This window comes from Pseudomonas sp. GXM4 (genome assembly GCF_008923895.1).
Classification (GTDB): domain Bacteria; phylum Pseudomonadota; class Gammaproteobacteria; order Pseudomonadales; family Pseudomonadaceae; genus Aquipseudomonas; species Aquipseudomonas atacamensis.
Map to the genome: position 1 here is coordinate 1 of NZ_WBRZ01000104.1, position 17249 is coordinate 17249.

20 protein-coding genes are annotated in these 17249 nt (G+C 59.5%); 14 read left to right on the top strand and 6 right to left on the bottom strand.

Translation table 11 applies throughout. The features are described 5' to 3' along the window. Nucleotides 1-37 precede the first annotated feature (37 nt). Nucleotides 38-367, bottom strand: a complete 330-nt coding sequence (locus tag F8N49_RS14720; RefSeq protein ID WP_071172886.1) for a DUF6388 family protein — start codon at nt 365-367, stop codon at nt 38-40. Nucleotides 368-500: 133 nt separating this feature from the next. On the opposite strand from F8N49_RS14720, the gene F8N49_RS14725 reads away from it, so the two are divergent. Beyond that, nucleotides 501-851: a hypothetical protein gene (locus F8N49_RS14725; protein ID WP_071172885.1), complete on the top strand. Its 351-nt coding sequence runs from the start codon at nt 501-503 to the stop codon at nt 849-851. 101 nt (nt 852-952) lie between these two features. On the opposite strand, the gene F8N49_RS14730 is transcribed toward F8N49_RS14725, so the two are convergent. Further along, entirely contained in the window at nt 953-1378 is a 426-nt protein-coding gene (locus F8N49_RS14730; protein ID WP_151551824.1) for an N-acetyltransferase, read from the bottom strand. A gap of 152 nt (nt 1379-1530) precedes the next feature. On the opposite strand from F8N49_RS14730, the gene F8N49_RS14735 reads away from it, so the two are divergent. The 6 genes from F8N49_RS14735 (at nt 1531) to F8N49_RS14760 (ending at nt 7083) form a co-directional block, all read left to right on the top strand. Next, nucleotides 1531-1971 (top strand): hemerythrin domain-containing protein, encoded by a 441-nt coding sequence (locus F8N49_RS14735; RefSeq protein WP_024013399.1) that lies wholly within the window; start codon nt 1531-1533, stop codon nt 1969-1971. Between the two features lie 207 nt (nt 1972-2178). After that, nucleotides 2179-2814: a lytic polysaccharide monooxygenase auxiliary activity family 9 protein gene (locus tag F8N49_RS14740; protein ID WP_110645505.1), complete on the top strand. Its 636-nt coding sequence runs from the start codon at nt 2179-2181 to the stop codon at nt 2812-2814. Nucleotides 2815-2912: 98 nt separating this feature from the next. Continuing rightward, nucleotides 2913-3500 carry an NUDIX domain-containing protein gene (locus F8N49_RS14745; protein ID WP_151551825.1) on the top strand — a complete coding sequence of 196 codons (588 nt, stop codon included), beginning with the start codon at nt 2913-2915 and terminating at the stop codon, nt 3498-3500. Between the two features lie 148 nt (nt 3501-3648). After that, the gene (ggt, locus tag F8N49_RS14750; RefSeq protein ID WP_073471286.1) at nt 3649-5376 is read left to right on the top strand and encodes a gamma-glutamyltransferase; all 1728 of its coding nucleotides are present in this window, start codon (nt 3649-3651) and stop codon (nt 5374-5376) included. 65 nt (nt 5377-5441) lie between these two features. After that, a complete protein-coding gene (locus F8N49_RS14755; RefSeq protein ID WP_151551826.1) occupies nt 5442-5975 on the top strand; it encodes a cysteine hydrolase family protein in 534 nt (177 codons plus the stop codon). 91 nt (nt 5976-6066) lie between these two features. After that, the gene (locus F8N49_RS14760; protein WP_151551827.1) at nt 6067-7083 is read left to right on the top strand and encodes a lysozyme inhibitor LprI family protein; all 1017 of its coding nucleotides are present in this window, start codon (nt 6067-6069) and stop codon (nt 7081-7083) included. Here F8N49_RS14760 and F8N49_RS14765 read toward each other — a convergent pair. Further along, nucleotides 7050-7394 carry a hypothetical protein gene (locus F8N49_RS14765; RefSeq protein WP_151551828.1) on the bottom strand — a complete coding sequence of 115 codons (345 nt, stop codon included), beginning with the start codon at nt 7392-7394 and terminating at the stop codon, nt 7050-7052. The two genes, F8N49_RS14760 and F8N49_RS14765, sit on opposite strands and share 34 nt — an antisense overlap. A gap of 159 nt (nt 7395-7553) precedes the next feature. On the opposite strand from F8N49_RS14765, the gene F8N49_RS14770 reads away from it, so the two are divergent. Beyond that, nucleotides 7554-8999, top strand: coding sequence for a SulP family inorganic anion transporter (locus F8N49_RS14770; RefSeq protein WP_130888684.1), 1446 nt, complete (start codon nt 7554-7556; stop codon nt 8997-8999). Here the strand turns inward: F8N49_RS14770 and F8N49_RS14775 are convergent. Beyond that, on the bottom strand, nt 8967-11198 hold the full coding sequence (locus F8N49_RS14775) for a response regulator (RefSeq protein WP_151551829.1): 2232 nt from the start codon (nt 11196-11198) through the stop codon (nt 8967-8969). The two genes, F8N49_RS14770 and F8N49_RS14775, sit on opposite strands and share 33 nt — an antisense overlap. A 186-nt stretch (nt 11199-11384) precedes the next feature. Beyond that, nucleotides 11385-11903 (bottom strand): carboxymuconolactone decarboxylase family protein, encoded by a 519-nt coding sequence (locus F8N49_RS14780; RefSeq protein ID WP_122698889.1) that lies wholly within the window; start codon nt 11901-11903, stop codon nt 11385-11387. A 131-nt stretch (nt 11904-12034) separates the two neighbouring features. On the opposite strand from F8N49_RS14780, the gene F8N49_RS14785 reads away from it, so the two are divergent. After that, entirely contained in the window at nt 12035-12850 is an 816-nt protein-coding gene (locus F8N49_RS14785) for an AraC family transcriptional regulator (RefSeq protein ID WP_122612149.1), read from the top strand. A 3-nt stretch (nt 12851-12853) separates the two neighbouring features. On the opposite strand, the gene F8N49_RS14790 is transcribed toward F8N49_RS14785, so the two are convergent. Beyond that, a complete protein-coding gene (locus F8N49_RS14790; RefSeq protein ID WP_122746982.1) occupies nt 12854-13747 on the bottom strand; it encodes a DMT family transporter in 894 nt (297 codons plus the stop codon). A gap of 89 nt (nt 13748-13836) precedes the next feature. On the opposite strand from F8N49_RS14790, the gene F8N49_RS14795 reads away from it, so the two are divergent. From F8N49_RS14795 to F8N49_RS14815, 5 genes are all read left to right on the top strand, one after another. After that, nucleotides 13837-15168 carry a PLP-dependent aminotransferase family protein gene (locus F8N49_RS14795; protein WP_071172872.1) on the top strand — a complete coding sequence of 444 codons (1332 nt, stop codon included), beginning with the start codon at nt 13837-13839 and terminating at the stop codon, nt 15166-15168. A gap of 40 nt (nt 15169-15208) precedes the next feature. Further along, on the top strand, nt 15209-15589 hold the full coding sequence (locus tag F8N49_RS14800) for a cytochrome c family protein (protein WP_071172871.1): 381 nt from the start codon (nt 15209-15211) through the stop codon (nt 15587-15589). 477 nt (nt 15590-16066) lie between these two features. Beyond that, nucleotides 16067-16309, top strand: coding sequence for a hypothetical protein (locus tag F8N49_RS14805; RefSeq protein WP_016774112.1), 243 nt, complete (start codon nt 16067-16069; stop codon nt 16307-16309). Nucleotides 16310-16320: 11 nt separating this feature from the next. Further along, nucleotides 16321-16521: a hypothetical protein gene (locus F8N49_RS14810; RefSeq protein ID WP_016774113.1), complete on the top strand. Its 201-nt coding sequence runs from the start codon at nt 16321-16323 to the stop codon at nt 16519-16521. Between the two features lie 86 nt (nt 16522-16607). After that, nucleotides 16608-17192, top strand: coding sequence for a hypothetical protein (locus tag F8N49_RS14815; protein WP_151551830.1), 585 nt, complete (start codon nt 16608-16610; stop codon nt 17190-17192). Nucleotides 17193-17249 lie beyond the last annotated feature (57 nt).

Sequence of the window (17249 nt, forward strand, 5' to 3'; positions counted from 1 at the left end):
ATCAAAAGATCGCAGCCTTCGGCAGCTCCTACATCGATTACGGGGTGATGCCGTAAAGATCGCAATACTCGATCCAGTCCATCCCCGCCATTTCCGCCACTTCCCGATGTACTTCCAGGCGTTGCGCCTGATAGTCCTCGGGCGAATCAGCGGTCAGCTGCAACGTCAGCTCCCAGGCGAACAACCCCTGGCTTTCCGCCTCAGCCTCGAATGCTTCGTGCAAGCGTTCTTCGCGATACTGCGCCTGGGTTTCGCCCTTGGCCTGAGCCAGCAGCGGGTTGAGATGGTCGAAGGTTTCACGTAGTTCGGGTCGCGCATCGAGAAACAGTTTCAAAGCCTGTTCATGTCGCTGGTCGCTAGGCGCCATGTAATTTCCTTGTGTGACTGATGACCATAGGGTGCCGCACCTGCTTGCGCATGTCGCGCATAAAAACAGTAAAGCAGAACGATTTGCCGCGTCGCAGTGCTACAGTCCGCTTTTTTCTCGATGAGCAAATGCAATGCGAATGCTGATGGTAGTGCTGACGGCGGCCCTGTTGGCCGGGTGCGCCGGTTCGGTGATGAACGATGCTCGCAGCAAGAGCCCGGACAAGGTCCTGACCTCGGACAAGCCGGAGAAAGACGTCGCCCGGTGCGTGCAATTCGCCTGGCAGGACGAAGCGGTGTTTGGCGTCGACGCGGCGGCCTATCTGGAACCGCGCGAGTCCGGCGGCACTACGGTTTATACGCGTTCGGCAGAGTCGTTTGTCGATGTGATCACCGAAGCGTCCGGCACGACCTTGAACTATTACGCGCAGAAGAGTGATTTTGTCGCGATGCGGCGGATGGCGGCGATGGCGACCTGCCTTTGATTATGGGGTGAAGCGGTTGACGCTTTCGTGAGCAGGCTCGCTCCCACAAGTTGTAATGCATTGCACTGTGGGAGCGAGCCTGCTCGCGAATACGGCATGACTCAATCGATCAGGCGCTTCTGAAAGTAGTGCCGCTTGTGCCCCGGTGGGTAGTCAACGATTTCCCCAAACTGGCTGAACCCCAGCTTCCTGTAGAACTCCGGCGCCTGAAAATCAAAGGTGTCGAGCCAGAGGCCGTAGCAGTTTTTTTCCTTGGCCAGGGCTTCCGCCTGAGCCATCAATTTCGAGCCGATACCCTGTCCGCGACCCTGTTCCGGCACGGACAGCAGCTCGATGAACATCCAGCGAAAAATCATTCGCCCGTACAAACCGCCCAGTATTTCGCCATTTTGGTCTTTGACCATCAAGGCGAACGGCTCGGATTTCGAACCGCCGGTTTGAGCATCGTTGTACTCGATCAGCGGCTGCAGAATGGCCTGACGCTGTTCCTCGGTAGGACTGTCCGTCAACTCGATACGCAAATTCATGCATGACTTCCTTGTGTAATTGAACGCCCAGCCTAACCCGTCCGGGCAAACGCCTCCAAGCCCTTCGATCGAACAAGCGGAACCGTCAAACCAGCGTTGCGGTCTAGGCTTTTATCGCGTCTTTCCCTGAGCGCGATTGATGAGGAAATCCCGTGAATATTTTTGAAGCCCTGCGCGAAAGCCACGAGCGCCAGCGCACTTACGCCAAGGCTTTGATCGCGACCAGCGGCGACAGCCCTGAGCGGGTCGAGGCCTACAAGCAGCTCAAAGCAGAACTGCAAGCGCATGAAACCGCTGAAGAGCGGCACTTCTACATTCCGTTGATGGAAATCGACGAAGGCGTTGACCTGAGCCGCCACGCCATCGCCGAACACCACGAAATGGACGAGATGATGGAAGAGCTCGACGAGACCGAAATGTCCAGTCCGGCCTGGCTGGCCACGGCCAAAAAGCTTTCCGACAAGGTTCATCACCACCTCGAGGAAGAAGAGCACAAATTCTTCCAGATGGCCGGCAAGCTGCTCGACGATAAACAGAAAAGCCAACTCGCCGGGCAGTACGAAAAGGAGTATCAGGCGCAACTGTCTGAATGACCAAAGGCGACTCGGCGTGTAGGTGTTCAGCTACACGTTGAGTGCGATGCGTCGTCGAGCACTGGTTATGCATCCAGTGTTTCCTGGCTTTTTACGTCTTGCACACTGGGACTGTGACAAAAGCGCCGATGGACAAAAAATTCACCTCCGTTAGCTTGAAGGCCTCTCCTCGGGAAGGAGAGTTCTCAAATCAACGGAGTGAAGACGATGAATCAGGCAATCCCACAAACCCAACTCAAACACGGTCGTGTCATCTCGCCAGCGAGTCGCGGCGCAGTGGCCATCGACCTCGGCTTGCTAGGTGCCTGGCAAGTCAATGAAATGGAAGGTGGCAAGAACTTTCCGGCCGTAGACGCCGGACCTTTCCCGCAACCTTTCGAGACCGACTCGGACAGCGTCGCGCCGCCGGCCGATGGCTACATTCTCAGCGGCGGCAAGACCGATGCCCGCGATTGCGTCAATTACACCGCCGACGAGATGAGCAAGAAGCTCGGTCGTTCCTTCAGCTGGCCGCTGCTCAACGTCGATCCGGGGCAGACTCTTGAGGTCAGCTGGGCGTACACCGCGCCGCACACCACCCGTGGTTATCGCTGGCTGATCACCAAAGACGGCTGGGATCCACAGCAACGCATCAGCCGTGCGCAGCTCGAAACCCAGCCGTTCTTCGAAGACTTCTACCCGCAAGTGCCGTATTACAGCCATGCCGGCGAATTGCAGGCCAAGGTTGATCACCAAGTGCAACTGCCGACTAACAAGAAGGGGCATCACGTCATTGTGCTGATGTGGATCGTCGCCAATACCGGCAACGCCTTCTACCAGGCCTTCGACGTCGACTTCCAGTAACCGCGGGAGCGGAACGAGCCCGGTAGCGCTGCCGGGCTTTTTTTGTCGGCGCAATTGTCCGACCATGGCAGTCCCCCATGAAGACAGGATCAGACGCGATGTCCAACACAGCCGAACGGGTCAACATCGTCGACACTCAGGTGTTGTCCCACGACTGGTATCTGCTGAAGAAAATCACTTTCGATTACCACCGCAACAACGGCGAATGGCAGCGCCAGACCCGCGAGGTATACGACCGAGGCAACGGCGCGGCGATTCTGCTGTTCAACCGCGAAAAGCGCACGGTGGTGCTGACCCGCCAGTTTCGTTTGCCGGTGTTCGTCAACGGCCACGATGGATTGTTGATCGAGGTGGCCGCCGGGTTGCTGGAAGGTGCCGCGCCCGAGCAGCGCATTCGTGACGAAGCCGAGGAGGAAACCGGTTACCGCGTGCACGACGTGAAAAAAGTATTCGAGGCGTACATGAGTCCCGGTTCGGTGACGGAGAAGCTGCACTTTTTTATCGCTGAATACGATGCCACCTCCAAGGTCAGCGACGGTGGCGGCCTGGAAGAGGAAACCGAAGAGCTGGAAGTGCTCGAATGGGGCTTCGATGAGGCACTGGCAGCGTTTCAACGCGGCGAGATCTGCGATGCCAAGACCATCATGCTGTTGCAGTACGCGGCGATGAACAACCTCTTCGCTTGATTCGGGCAGGAGCTGCCAACGGCTGCGATGGCTCAGCATACTGGCTGAACGGGGAGGCGCAATACGCAAAGCCGGCCATACTGCTTGTTGCTCCTGAAGCGTGGCCCTGCGTTTTGCGCAGTCCCCAAAAACAAAAAGAGATCGACTCATGAAGTACGAACCTTTGGCCAGATCGCTCATTGCGGCCTCTCTGGCGCTCAGCTGTCTCATGGCTCACGCGGCATCGGTGGCGCCGGTGGCGGCGGAAAACGGCATGGTGGTCACTGCGCAACATCTGGCGACCCATGTCGGCGTCGACGTTTTGAAAAACGGCGGCAATGCCGTGGATGCGGCAGTGGCCGTGGGCTATGCGCTGGCGGTGGTCTACCCGGCTGCGGGCAACCTTGGCGGCGGCGGGTTCATGACCATTCAACTGGCGGACGGGCGCAAGACCTTTCTCGATTTCCGCGAAAAAGCGCCGCTGGCAGCGACCGCCAACATGTATCTGGACAAGGACGGTAACGTCATCCCGGAACTGAGCACGCGCGGCCATCTGGCGGTCGGCGTACCGGGCACCGTGTCCGGCATGGAGCTGGCGCTGAGCAAATACGGCACCAAACAGCGCAAGGAGATGATTGCCCCGGCGATCAAACTGGCCGAAGACGGTTTCGAATTGCAGCAGGGCGATGTCGAGCTGCTCGAATACGCGACGGATGTGTTCAAGAAGGACATGCGCGATTCCGGCTCGATCTTCCTCAGCAACGGCGAGCCGATGCAGGTCGGGCAGAAACTGGTGCAAAAGGATCTGGCGAAAACCCTGCGGACGATTTCCGACAAGGGCGCCGACGGCTTCTACAAAGGCTGGGTCGCCGATGCAATCGTCACCTCCAGTCAGGCCAACAAAGGCATCATCAGCCAGGCCGACCTGGACAAATACAAGACTCGCGAACTGGCCCCGGTTGAGTGCGATTATCGCGGCTATCACGTGGTCTCGGCGCCACCGCCAAGCTCCGGCGGGGTGGTGATCTGCCAGATCATGAACATTCTCGAAGGCTATCCGATGAAGGACCTGGGCTTCCATTCCGCTCAGGGCATGCACTACCAGATCGAAGCGATGCGCCACGCATACGTTGATCGCAACAGCTACCTCGGCGATCCGGATTTCGTGAAGAATCCGATCGAGCACCTGCTGGACAAGAATTACGCGACCAAACTGCGCAACGCCATCCAGCCGCAGAAGGCCGGCGTGTCGGCTGAGCTCAAGCCCGGTGTAGCGCCGCATGAAGGCAGCAACACCACGCACTATTCGATCGTCGACAAGTGGGGCAATGCCGTCTCGGTCACCTACACCCTCAACGACTGGTTCGGCGCGGGCGTCATGGCGAGCAAGACCGGGGTGATTCTCAACGATGAAATGGACGACTTCACTTCCAAGGTCGGCGTGCCGAACATGTACGGGCTGGTCCAGGGGGAGGCCAATGCCATCGCACCGGGCAAGGCGCCGCTGTCGTCGATGAGTCCGACCATCGTCACCAAGGATGGCAAAGTGGTGATGGTGGTCGGCACGCCGGGTGGTAGCCGGATCATCACCGCGACCTTGCTGACCATGCTCAACGTCATCGATTACGGCATGGGCCTGCAGGAAGCGGTCGACGCGCCGCGCTTCCATCAGCAGTGGATGCCGGAGGAAACCAACCTCGAAGACTTCGCCGCCAGCCCGGATACGAAAAAAATCCTGGAAAGCTGGGGCCACAAGTTTGCCGGCCCGCAGGATGCCAACCACATCGCCGCGATTCTGGTCGGCGCGCCGTCACTGGACGGCAAACCGGTTGGCAAGAATCGCTTCTACGGCGCCAACGATCCACGGCGCAATACCGGCTTGTCTTTGGGTTACTGAGCGGAGTAAAAAGGGGCGGGCTCAGGTCCGCCCCATTCTCAAGGATTGATCAAGGAAGGCTCGACATGACCACCGCATTACTGATCATCGACGTCCAGCAGGCACTGTGTGCTGGTGAATATCAGTGCTTTGAAATCGACCGCGTGATCGCCACGATCAATGATCTGAGCCAACGCGCCCGCGACGCTGGCGTTCCGGTGGTTTTGATTCAGCACGAAGAAAAGGACGGCTCATTTGTTCGCGGTGCTGAGGGTTGGCAACTGGCGAAAAACCTTCTGACTTCTACGAAAGACCTGCGCGTAGACAAAACCACCGGGGACTCTTTCTACCAGACCGATCTCGGCAAGCTGCTGCCCAGCGAGGACTTCGAACGCCTGATCATCTGCGGCCTGCAGACCGATTACTGCGTCAACGCCACGGTGCGCAGCGCGCATTCACTGGGCTACGACATCGTCGTCGCGCGGGATGCGCATTCGACGGTCGATAACGGCAACATGAGCGCCGAGGACATCATTGCCGAACACAACAAGGACTTCGCCGCCCTGACCAGTTCCGTGGCACGAATCGACGTCAAACCGGCAGCCCAAATCACCTTCTGAACTCCCACAGGGGTGAGCAGACTCAACGACAACGGCGATTTACGGCAGCAGCACTGGCATACTCCCGCCGCCCGAAGAACGGAATCTGTCGATGTTCAGTATCTACCTGCGTCACGCCGTGGCGCTGACCTCTCTTGTCCTTGCCTGCACCGCTCACGCCAGCAGTTTCGATTGCACCAGTGCCACTAGCAAAACCGAAAAAGCGATCTGCAGCGATCCCTACCTCTCGAGCCTCGACGACAAGCTCGCCGAGCAATGGCGGACCACGCTGGGCAAAGTTGCCGATCCCAAAACCCTGAAAACCGACCAGCGTCAGTGGCTGAAAAACCGCAACGCCTGCGGCGCCCTGAGCGCGTGTCTGCGGCGCGAATACCTGATGCGCCTCACTGAGCTCGAACACGCGGTTCAGCCCTTCATTTGGGATGCCACCTGGCAACTGATTCCGCGCGGCACCTCGACCTCGGCGACCCTTGTCACCCAACGTCGTGATGCCACGCATATCGCCATCGATATCTCGGCAGGCGAGGGCGCCAATTCCGGAGACTTGACCGGCGTTGCCGTACTCAAGGATGGAATAGCCGTGTATGCCGAGGACGCCTGCAAACTCACCATCACGCCAATCAATGGCGTACTGAACGTAGTACAAACCGGTGCGGATGCCGACTGCGGCGGTGGCATGGGCGTGTATTACGCCGGTCGGTATGTCGCCTCCGAACAACCGCTGAAGCTGGATTACGATCTGCTCAGCCTGGGTCTGGCTCGCACGCCTGCAGAAGATAAGGTACTGCGTTCGCTGCTCAAGACCGACTACCAAAAACTGGTAGAGACCTCCGGTTCCTTGCAGGTCGGCGAAGACTCAAAAGATGTGCCCGATGCTCAGGTTGTAGAAATGTGGATGCGCGGTCTCGGCGGCATCGGCATTCTGATGAGTGCCGCCGACGCACAGATCTGGCTGATCTTCAAAAGCTACGATGACCAGGGCCACGAACATCTGCGGTACTACACCAACGTGGCGAAGTGGAAGAAGCGGCTGCCCGATGTGCTGCAGGGCTGGTATGACCGCATGCAAGAAAGTCAGTCGTCTCTGGTTCTGGAAATGAAGCCCTGAGCCACAACTCCATCCGCCTCACGCAATAACCGCTCGATCTGCGCCAATTCCCACGTGCTGAGCAGACTCACCGGGTCCGTGCCATAACGCTGCCAAGTGTCCAGCGTCGCTTCATCCCCGGCGCAGTTGCGCGCGTATTCACAGTGATGCAAGTGTCCCTCGGCGAAGTCCAACCGCAGATGCCAGCCGTCGATATCAACGGCAATCAGCCCGGACTCGGACATTACCTGGCAGACTTCGAACCCAAGCACGCCCAGCGCAGCTTCGCGCAGGCGCTGACACACCTCCCGGGCGGACAGAAACGTTGACATGCTGCGACTCGATTCGATGGACAAGCCTGCAAGGATAAGGCCCGCGCCACTCCATGTCAGCGTTTCACTGGCCCGAGGCTGAACAATTCCGTAACATTCGCCTCCCTCTTTTTTTCGAAAACAGCAGCCGTGCCCAGCGGCCGCTCAGTCAGGTAAGCCATGAAACCGATTCGTCTGCGCGCCGATGTCCTCGCCGGACTCACCACCTCGTTCGCCCTGTTGCCCGAATGCATTGCTTTCGCGCTGGTCGCGCATCTCAATCCGCTGATGGGCTTGTACGGCGCGTTCATCATTTGCACGCTGACGGCGTTGTTTGGCGGCCGACCGGGAATGGTTTCCGGTGCGGCGGGTTCGATGGCGGTGGTGATCGTCGCGCTGGTGGTGCAACACGGCGTGCAATATCTGCTGGCGACGGTGCTGCTCGGCGGTCTGATCATGATGGCGTTCGGGCTGTTGCGCTTGGGCAAACTGGTGCGCATGGTGCCGCATCCGGTGATGCTAGGTTTCGTCAACGGCCTGGCGATCATCATTGCCCTGGCGCAACTGGAGCACTTCAAAAGCGGCGAGCACTGGCTCAGCGGTACGCCGTTGTACCTGATGACTGGGCTGGTGCTGCTGACCATGGCCATCGTTTACATCCTGCCGCGCCTGACCAAAGCGGTACCGCCGGCGCTGGTGGCGATCCTGGGTGTCGGCCTGCTGGTCTACCTGTTCGGCCTGCCGACCCGCACCCTCGGCGACATGGCGCACATTGCCGGCGGTCTGCCGACTTTCGCCATGCCGGACATTGCGTGGAGCCTGGAAACGCTGCGCATCATCGCCCCGTACGCGATCCTGATGGCCATGGTCGGCCTGCTGGAAACCCTGCTGACGCTGAACCTGACCGACGAAATCACCGAAACCCGTGGCTATCCGGATCGTGAGTGCGTAGCGCTCGGCGCGGCCAACATGGTGTCCGGGGCGTTCGGTGGCATGGGCGGTTGCGCGATGATCGGCCAGACCGTGATCAACCTAAGCTCCGGCGGACGCGGGCGCTTGTCCGGCGTGGTTGCCGGTGTGCTGATTCTGTTGTTCATTCTGTTTCTGTCACCGCTGATCGAGCGTATCCCGCTGGCCGCGCTGGTCGGGGTGATGTTCGTGGTGTCGCAGCAGACCTTCGCCTGGGCGTCGTTGCGGGTGATCAACAAGGTGCCGCTGCACGATGTGCTGGTGATCATCGCCGTGACCACCATCACCGTGTTCACCGATCTGGCCACGGCCGTGCTGTGCGGGATCATCATCGCTGCGCTCAACTTCGCCTGGCAGCAGGCCCGCGAGCTGTATGCCGATGAACATCTGGAGGCCGACGGCAGCAAGCTCTATCGCCTGCACGGCACGCTGTTCTTTGCCTCGACCACGCCGTTTCTCAATCAGTTCGACCCGGCCAACGACCCGGCCAAAGTCACTCTCGACTGCCGACACCTGAGCTTTGTCGATTACTCGGCGATCGCCGCATTGAAAACCCTGCGTGAACGCTACGCCAAGGCGGGCAAGCATCTACAGGTGTTTCACCTGTCGGAACGCTGCAAGAAATTACTCAAGCGCGCCGGCGTCGATCACGACTGACGCCGCTGGTTTTGCGTCCTTGAGCCAGGTCTTGCCGAGAATCCGCGAGACCTGTTCGGCGGAGTAGGGCTTGGCGAGAAATTCAAAACCTTCGTACCCGCTGCGCGCCAGTTCTTCGCTGTAGCCGGAGGTCAGAATCACCGGCAGATCGGGGCGGCGCTGGCGCAGTTCCTTGGCCAACGCGACGCCGGTGATGCCCGGCATGACTACGTCGGAAAACACCGCATCGAACGCGCTGGCATCGCTACCGGCCAACTGCAGGGCTTCTTCAGCGTTGGTCGCCCATGCGGTTTCATAGCCCAGATCCTGGAGGATCTGGTTGGCGAAACGGCCGACATCGAGATTGTCTTCGACCACCAGCACCCGGCGTTTCTCGCAGGCCGGCTGCACCTCGCCATCGTCCTCTGCCTCGTCCATTTCTGCCTCGATCGCCGGCACTTGCGGCAAATACAAGGTGAATTCGGTGCCTTGACCAAGCACGCTGGAAACATCGACGTTGCCGCCCGATTGCTTGGCGAAGCCGAACACCTGCGACAGCCCCAGCCCCGTGCCTTTGCCGACAGCCTTGGTGGTAAAGAACGGCTCGAAGATGTGTTCAAGGGTGTGTGCGTCGATACCGGCACCGGTGTCGGCCAGGGCAATCGACACGAAATGGCTGCTGGACCCAGCATGGCCGCGAATCGGCGGCAGCGCTTTGTGGCACTCCAGGCGCAATTTCAGCTCACCCTGACCATTCATGGCGTCGCGGGCGTTAAGCGCAATGTTGATCAACGCGGTTTCGAACTGACTGAGATCGACGCGGATGTAGCAGGGGTGATCCGGGCGTACGACGCACACGTGAATCTGCGCGCCGGTGACCGATTCGAGCATCTCGCCAATATTGGCCAGCCGTTCGCCGGCATCGACTACCTGCGGATTGAGCGGCTGACGGCGAGCGAAGGCGAGCAACTGGCTGGTCAGTTTGGAGGCGCGCTCGACGGTATCGGAAACCGCGCGCATGTAGCGCTGGCGGCGTTCTTCCGGCAGGTTGGGCTGGCGCAGAAAATCCACCGACGAACGAATGATCGTCAGCAGATTATTGAAGTCGTGGGCGACGCCGCCGGTCAATTGGCCGATGGCTTCGAGCTTCTGCGACTGGCGCAACGCCGACTCGGCCTGGGCCAGGCGCAGGCTGCGTTCTTCGACCCGTTGTTCCAGCGTGGCATTGAGTTCAGCCAATGCAAGCAAGCCCTCGCGCACGTTCGCATCGGCGCGCACCCGTTCGATGTGCGCCCAGCAACGTTCGGTGACTTCGCTGAGCAGCGCCTGTTCGAAGCTCGACCAGACACGCGGCACTTTGTCGTGAATGGCCATTAACGCGGTAAGGCGACCTTGCTTGATCAGCGGCACGCAAATGGTGGCGGTGATGCCTATGCCCTGAAAGGTCGCTGATTCTTCCGGCGGCAATTCGCTGCGGTTGTCGTGGATCACCAAAGGTTGACCCGCGCGCAGAAGACGTACTGCTTTCTCGCCGAAATCGCGCAAACGGTAGTGGCCGACGATGCTCGGCGAACCCGGCGCTGCATAGTCGCCGCGAATGGTGAAGCCATCCTCGTCGGCATCCATGTCTGCGTAGGCGCAGTTGGACAATTGCAACTGCTCGACCATCAGCCGCGTGCTTGCCGCCAGGATTGCTTGCGCATCGGTGGCATTGGTCACCGCTTCGCCGATGGCATCGAGGACGGCCAGGCGTCGGTTGAGATAAACGGTCTGGGTGGTCTCGGTGACTGTGTCGATCATGCCGACGACATTGCCGTGGGAGTCGCGAATCGGGCTGTAGCAAAAAGTGAAGAACGCCTGCTCCGGGCCTTTGCCGCGTTCGATCTGCAGAGCGAAGTTTTCGATGTAAGTGGCCTGGCCGGCGTACGCGGCCTCAGCAATCGGGCTGATCTCGTGCCAGGCTTCCTTCCAGATGTCGCTGAAAGGGCGTCCCAACGCGTGCGGCTTGTCGCCGAGAATCGGTACGAAGGCGTCGTTATAGAGAGTAATGAGTTGCGGGCCCCAGACGATCGCCTGAGGGAAATGCGAGGCGAGACTGAGCGAGACAGTGGTCTTGAGTACATCGGCCCAGTTTTCCAACGGGCCGAGGGGCGAATTTGCCCAGTCGTGACGGCGGATCTGTCCGGCCATCTCGCCGTTGTCTTGCAACCAGTCTGTCATGGGGTTCGTGTCTTTCCGGGCATTTGTCTGAGAACAAAGACCTGCGCGCAGGGTGTTTGGTTTCAGCGCACCAGACACTGTTTGCGCTGCGAATTATTCTGACCTACATCATGGCAGCAAAAAACAGCGCTGGCGAAAAGAGCATCTTTTCGCCAGCGGATTTTTCTTCAGTTCGTGAGCGACTGCTCAGGCCTCGACGGCCGGGAAGTCAATGTCGGTCAGCGCCGTGTTGTTCAGGTAGTTGGTCAATGTCTGCACGGCCACCAGGGCAATCACTTCGATGATCTTGCGGTCATCGATACCGGCAGCGCGGGCAGCGGCCAATTGTTCATCGCTCAAGTGGCCACGGGTTTCGGTCAGTTGGCGGGCGAGGGCGGCGTAGGCATTCAGTTCGCCGTGACGTGCTGCGATGATGTCCTCCGCCGACAGCCCGGCCTTGCCGGCAAACACGGTATGCGCGGACAGACAATAGTCGCAACCGTTGACCTGCGAAGTGGCGAGGTAGATGGCTTCTTTTTCCTGGGCGCTGAGCGAGGTCTTGCCGAGGATCGCCGAGGCTTGCAGGTAAGTGTCGAATGCAACCGGCGCTTGGGCGAGGGTGGTGAAGACGTTGGGCAGGAAGCCGATTTTTTTCTTCACGCCTTCCAGTGCAGGACGGGTGGCATCGGTGGCGGTGTCGAGGCTGATTGCAGGGATGCGGCTCATGGTGATTCTCCGAAATTCCGCAGCGAAGTGCAGCGGCGATGGAGAGATCTTAGGAGCTGCCAATGGCGCTTTGGCGGCAAATCGTCGAGGATATGCGGCAGATCGTCCAGATATGCCTTCGGGAGTCAGCCATGGATCGCCTTTCCACATTACTTAGTCATTTCGGTGTGAACGCCGGGACCTTTCATAGCGGCGCGTTTTGCGGCGTGAGCGTTCACGAAGGCGAGCCGGTCGGCCATGTGCATGTTCTGCAAGCCGGGGCGTTGCTGCTCAAACCGGGCAACGAGCGGGAGATCCGTCTGGACGAACCGTCACTGATTTTCTTTCCCCGGCCGTTTACCCACCGGATGTCTGCCGACGAGGCCATGGCCAGCCAAGTGGTGTGCGCCTCGCTGAGCTTCGACGGTGGCTCGGGCAATGCCCTGGCCGCCGCGTTACCGGACTATCTGGTATTGAAACTCACCGATATCCCGGAATTGCGCAGCACCCTTGACTGGCTGTTCAACGAAGCTTTTGAAGGGCATTGCGGGCGCGTGGCGGTGATGGATCGTCTGTTTGAATTGCTGGTGATTCTGCTGCTGCGCCATCTCATCGGCAGTCGAGATCAGCAACCGGGCATGATGGCCGGGCTGGCGGATCCGCGCGTGTCTCGCGCCTTGAACCTGATCCACGAGCAGCCGCACAAGCCTTGGAGCGTGGCCGATCTCGCGGCGGCGGCGAACCAGTCCCGCGCCGGTTTTGCCGAGCAGTTTCGCCGCGTGGTCGGGCAGACGCCGGCCGATTACCTGTTGAGCTGGCGCGTCAGTCTCGCGCAGAAACGCCTGCGCGAAGGCCGGCCGATTGCATTGATTGCCGAGGAGGTTGGATACGAAAGTCCGTCGGCGCTGGCCCGGGCGTTTCGGCGCAAGACCGGGCTCAGTCCTCGGCAATGGAAAGCCGAACACTGAACATTACCCGGCGAATTTCTTCGCTCCCGCCACGCAAAGAATCACCCCCAGCGTGACGCCGAGCATGCCGACACTGACCTGCTCATGCAGCAACGTCGCCGCCAGTGCCAGACCAAAAAACGGCTGCAGCAACTGCAACTGCCCGACCGCTGCGATTCCACCTTGTGCCAGACCGCGATACCAGAACACGAAGCCGATCAGCATGCTGAACAGCGACACGTAGCCCAGGCACATCCACGCAGGCAAGCTGATGTCGGCGAACGAGGCGGGCGCCAGCCACAGGCTCAGCACTGTCATCAGCGGTAACGACAACACCAGCGCCCAGCAGATCACCTGCCAGCCGCCGAGGCTGCGCGACAGTTTCGCGCCTTCGGCGTAACCGAGGCCGCAGGCCAGGATCGCCGCGAGCATCAGCAGATCGCCGGTGGGCGAGGCGCTCAAGCCTTGAGACAGGGCAAAGCCTACCACCAGCGCACTGCCCAGGATCGAGAAGATCCAGAACACAGGCCGCGGCCGCTCACCGCCACGCAAGACACCAAACATCGCCGTGGCCAGCGGTAGCAATCCTACAAACACGATCGAATGCGCTGACGTTACGTGCTGCAATGCCAACGCGGTCAGCAGCGGAAAACCCAACACCACGCCCAGCGCCACAATCAACAGCGACAGCCACTGATGGCGCGACGGTCGCTGTTGCTTGAACAACAGCAGAAGTCCGACGGCCAGTGCGCCGGCGATCGCTGCTCGCACCACGGTCAGAAACACCGGATCGAATTCCAGCACCGCCAAACGTGTGGCCGGCAGCGAACCGCTGAAAATCAGCACGCCGATAAAACCATTGATCCAGCCACTGGTTTTTTCCAGTGCCGGGTGGGCCGCAGTCGATGTTGTGTGCATGTCGGTCGCGCTCAAAAAGTGGCTTGTGTCGCCGTGATCCTAGGGCGGAGAATCAGCACAATCAAAAAATTGTCATGGATACAGCCGATATGCCGCGTTCCCGTTACAAGACTCTGGTTGACCGCTATGCGGCAGACATTCGTGGAGGACGATTGGCGCCGGGCACGCGACTGCCAACTCATCGGCAGCTGGCGAGCCAGGAAGGACTGGCGCTGGTTACCGCTTCACGGGTTTATGCCGAGCTTGAAGCGATGGGCCTGGTCAGTGGTGAAGCTGGGCGCGGCACGTTTGTTCGGGAAACGTCGCTGGCGCCGGGGCAGGGCATCGATCAGAAAGACGTGGCGGTCGGCATGATCGACCTGAATTTCAACTATCCCTCGTTGCCAGGTCAGGCTGAACTGTTGCGCACGGCGTTGCGCCAACTGGCGTTGTCCGGTGATCTGGAAGCACTGCTGCGTTATCAACCCCACGCCGGACGTGCCCACGAACGCGCCTCGGTGGCGCGACATTTGTCGACACGCGGCGTGGCGGTTGAAGCCGACCAAGTGCTGATCGCCAATGGCGCTCAGCAAGGTTTGGCGGTGACGCTGATGGCTCTGCTCAAACCCGGCGATGTAATCGCCGCCGATGCGCTGACCTATTCGGGATTCAAGGTGCTGGCCGACGCTCTGCATCTGGAAGTGCTGGCGATCCCGATGACGGAGCACGGCCCGGATTTGCCGGCACTGGACAGACTCTGTCGCCAGCGTGCGGTGCGCGCCGTATACAGCATGCCGACGCTGCACAATCCGCTGGGCTGGGTCATGCCACTGGAACAGCGCGAGCAATTGGTGGCGATTGCCCGGCGGCACAATCTGACAATCATTGAAGACGCTGCCTACGCGTTTCTGGTCGAAAACCCGCCATGTCCGTTGATTGAACTGGCACCGGAACGGACGTTTTACGTATCGGGCCTGTCGAAAAACATCGCCACCGGTTTGCGCGTCGGCTTCATTGCCGCTCCGCTTCCTCTAGTGTCCGCACTGGAGCGAATCATTCGCGCGACGACATGGAACACGCCTGGGGTGATGACCGCCATTGCGTGCGGCTGGCTCGACGACGGCACCGTCACCGTGCTTGAGGCGCAGAAACGTCGTGATGCGATGGCGCGACAGGCCTTGGCCGCCGAGGTGCTCAAAGGGCTGCGCTACATTGCTCATCCGGCCTCGTATTTTCTGTGGTTGCCGTTGCCCGAAGATGTGCGTGCCGATCAGATCGTGGTCGAGTTGATGCAGCAGCAGATTTCGGTCACCAGCGCCGAGCCGTTTTCGCTGTCGGCCCATACGCCCCATGCGATTCGTCTGGCGCTCGGCTCGGTGGAGATGCAGGTGTTGCGTCAGGCGTTGATCACCGTCAGAACGGTTGTCGGCGCTTATCTGTAAACTGCGTCCACGCCATGCAAAGCGAGGTTTGGACTGTTCAATGAAATTCACCACGACACTGTTTCTCGCCTTGATCTTCAGCACCAGCGCACAGGCTGAGGGCGATCCTGAGGCCGGGGCGAAAATCTTTCCGCGTCTGTGCGGCGGTTGCCATCAGGTTGGCGAGTCGGCTCGTTCGGGGTTTGGTCCGCAGCTCAACGGCATCATTGGCCGGGCTGCGGGGACTTCGGCCAATTATGTTTATTCCGATGCGATGAAAAACTCGGGGATTACCTGGGATCGGGCGACGTTGAAGGCTTATCTCGAGGATCCGAAAGGGGTGGTGCCGGGGACGCGGATGATTTTCTGGGGGCTGAGTGATGAGGAGAAGTTGAATAATTTGTTGGCTTATCTGCAGAAGTTCAGTGCTGAATCAAGGTAGGAGCGGAGTACATATCCATCGCTGCGGTAACGGCTGCTCAGGGTTCCGCCCTCACGGCGAGTCACCTTTTTCAAACGCCGGAGTGCCGGCCCAGCAAAAAGGTAATCCAAAAGGCTTGCTCCTGCGTTCGACCCTAGCAGGCTTGGGTTCCTTCGCTGCGGGACCAATCCCTCCACTCAGCCTTCCGACGTCGCCGGTGGATCAAGAGCAGGCGAGATGACACTCGACTCAAAGGCGAATGCTCATCGTGGAGCTGCCGACGGCTGCGATCTGTTGCTCTTGATCTTAATCTTGTAGGAGTAAGCCTGCTCGCGATGGCTATCTCGAAGACACCGATGAAGAACTGCTTAACCCCAATCCCTGTGGGAGCTGGCTTGCCAGCGATGGCGTCAGCAAGGTCGCCACTAATCAAACCGCTCGGAACTCTCCCTTCGCCAATAGGCTCTACCCAGAAACCCGCCATTTTCGGACTCACTCATGAGCGACGACGTGCAACTCCCGGACCTCAACACCTGGCAACGCCTGTTCGACGATCAGACTCTTTGGCAGCAATCGCCCGACGCTCACTATTTCGATCTGCAGCGCATCGCCGATGACCTGCTCGGCCAAGGCGCGATTGATCTTGAACAATGGCAGTTGTTGCGCGCCAAAGCCGATGATCTGCACAAGCAGTCACCCGAGGTCAACGTCGCCCGCGAACTCGACGACCCCGAAGCCTGAGGACTTCTGCCATGAATAAGACCATCAACCAGAACGACAATCCCGACGAACCGCGCCCGGCCGGCGAAACCGAACGCGATAACGACGCCCTGCGCCCGACCGATCCCAAGCAGCGGCAGGACAGCGGCAAAGGCACGCCGAGTGGCGAATCCACTGCGCAGGAGACCGCCAAGCCACACACCCGAGGCCCACAAACCCAAGTCAAGCCCTGAACAGCGTCTATGCTCACTGGCACGCCCGCCGCTGAAGTGTTTTCGGTGGCGGGTGTCGCCATTTCATCACAGGGAAAGTAATGCATATGAAGCTCGACGCTCTGGCCAAGGCCATCACTCTCGCAACGCTGCTTTCTGTCACGAGTTTCGGCGCTCTGGCTGCCGACATTCCGTTATCCGCCGTCGTTGAGGCCGATTCCGTTACCACCAAAGTGCTCGCTGTCGACCCGGCCAATCACCAGGTCGTGCTAGAAGGCCCCGAAGGACGTCAGGTCCACGTTCAGCTCAGCGAGAAAGCGAAAAATCTTGCCAATCTCAAAGTAGGGGACCTGGTGAAGATCGAGGTGCAGCGATCTGTCGCCGCTTATCTCGACACCGATGTAGATAAAGGTTTGCCAGGCACCACCGAGCGCACTGGCGAACTGCGCAAGGCCCCGGGCAGCGATAACCCGGGCGGCGAGGCCTATCGTCAGGTTCAGGTGCAGCTGAAAATCAGCAAAATTGATTTGAAGACCAATCAGGTCACCCTCCAAAATCCATCCGGACAATCGAAGACGCTCGATGTGAAGAAGCCGGAGATTCAGGCCAAGTTGAAGGATCTGAAAGTAGGGCAGAGCGTTATTGTCACTTATACCGATATCTTGAAAGTGACCAGTCAGCACGATAGTTGAGTATTAGCTCTACAAGTTTATGGCTCTTGTACAACTTTATGTATGAGAGCAATCATA

Coding starts and splice junctions, on each gene's coding strand:
- F8N49_RS14720 (WP_071172886.1), bottom strand. CDS start 367: ATGGCGCCTAGCGACCAGCGACATGAACAGGCTTTGAAACTGTTTCTC.
- F8N49_RS14725 (WP_071172885.1), top strand. CDS start 501: ATGCGAATGCTGATGGTAGTGCTGACGGCGGCCCTGTTGGCCGGGTGC.
- F8N49_RS14730 (WP_151551824.1), bottom strand. CDS start 1,378: ATGAATTTGCGTATCGAGTTGACGGACAGTCCTACCGAGGAACAGCGT.
- F8N49_RS14740 (WP_110645505.1), top strand. CDS start 2,179: ATGAATCAGGCAATCCCACAAACCCAACTCAAACACGGTCGTGTCATC.
- F8N49_RS14745 (WP_151551825.1), top strand. CDS start 2,913: ATGTCCAACACAGCCGAACGGGTCAACATCGTCGACACTCAGGTGTTG.
- ggt (WP_073471286.1), top strand. CDS start 3,649: ATGAAGTACGAACCTTTGGCCAGATCGCTCATTGCGGCCTCTCTGGCG.
- F8N49_RS14755 (WP_151551826.1), top strand. CDS start 5,442: ATGACCACCGCATTACTGATCATCGACGTCCAGCAGGCACTGTGTGCT.
- F8N49_RS14760 (WP_151551827.1), top strand. CDS start 6,067: ATGTTCAGTATCTACCTGCGTCACGCCGTGGCGCTGACCTCTCTTGTC.
- F8N49_RS14765 (WP_151551828.1), bottom strand. CDS start 7,394: ATGTCAACGTTTCTGTCCGCCCGGGAGGTGTGTCAGCGCCTGCGCGAA.
- F8N49_RS14770 (WP_130888684.1), top strand. CDS start 7,554: ATGAAACCGATTCGTCTGCGCGCCGATGTCCTCGCCGGACTCACCACC.
- F8N49_RS14775 (WP_151551829.1), bottom strand. CDS start 11,198: ATGACAGACTGGTTGCAAGACAACGGCGAGATGGCCGGACAGATCCGC.
- F8N49_RS14780 (WP_122698889.1), bottom strand. CDS start 11,903: ATGAGCCGCATCCCTGCAATCAGCCTCGACACCGCCACCGATGCCACC.
- F8N49_RS14785 (WP_122612149.1), top strand. CDS start 12,035: ATGGATCGCCTTTCCACATTACTTAGTCATTTCGGTGTGAACGCCGGG.
- F8N49_RS14790 (WP_122746982.1), bottom strand. CDS start 13,747: ATGCACACAACATCGACTGCGGCCCACCCGGCACTGGAAAAAACCAGT.
- F8N49_RS14795 (WP_071172872.1), top strand. CDS start 13,837: ATGCCGCGTTCCCGTTACAAGACTCTGGTTGACCGCTATGCGGCAGAC.
- F8N49_RS14800 (WP_071172871.1), top strand. CDS start 15,209: ATGAAATTCACCACGACACTGTTTCTCGCCTTGATCTTCAGCACCAGC.
- F8N49_RS14805 (WP_016774112.1), top strand. CDS start 16,067: ATGAGCGACGACGTGCAACTCCCGGACCTCAACACCTGGCAACGCCTG.
- F8N49_RS14810 (WP_016774113.1), top strand. CDS start 16,321: ATGAATAAGACCATCAACCAGAACGACAATCCCGACGAACCGCGCCCG.
- F8N49_RS14815 (WP_151551830.1), top strand. CDS start 16,608: ATGAAGCTCGACGCTCTGGCCAAGGCCATCACTCTCGCAACGCTGCTT.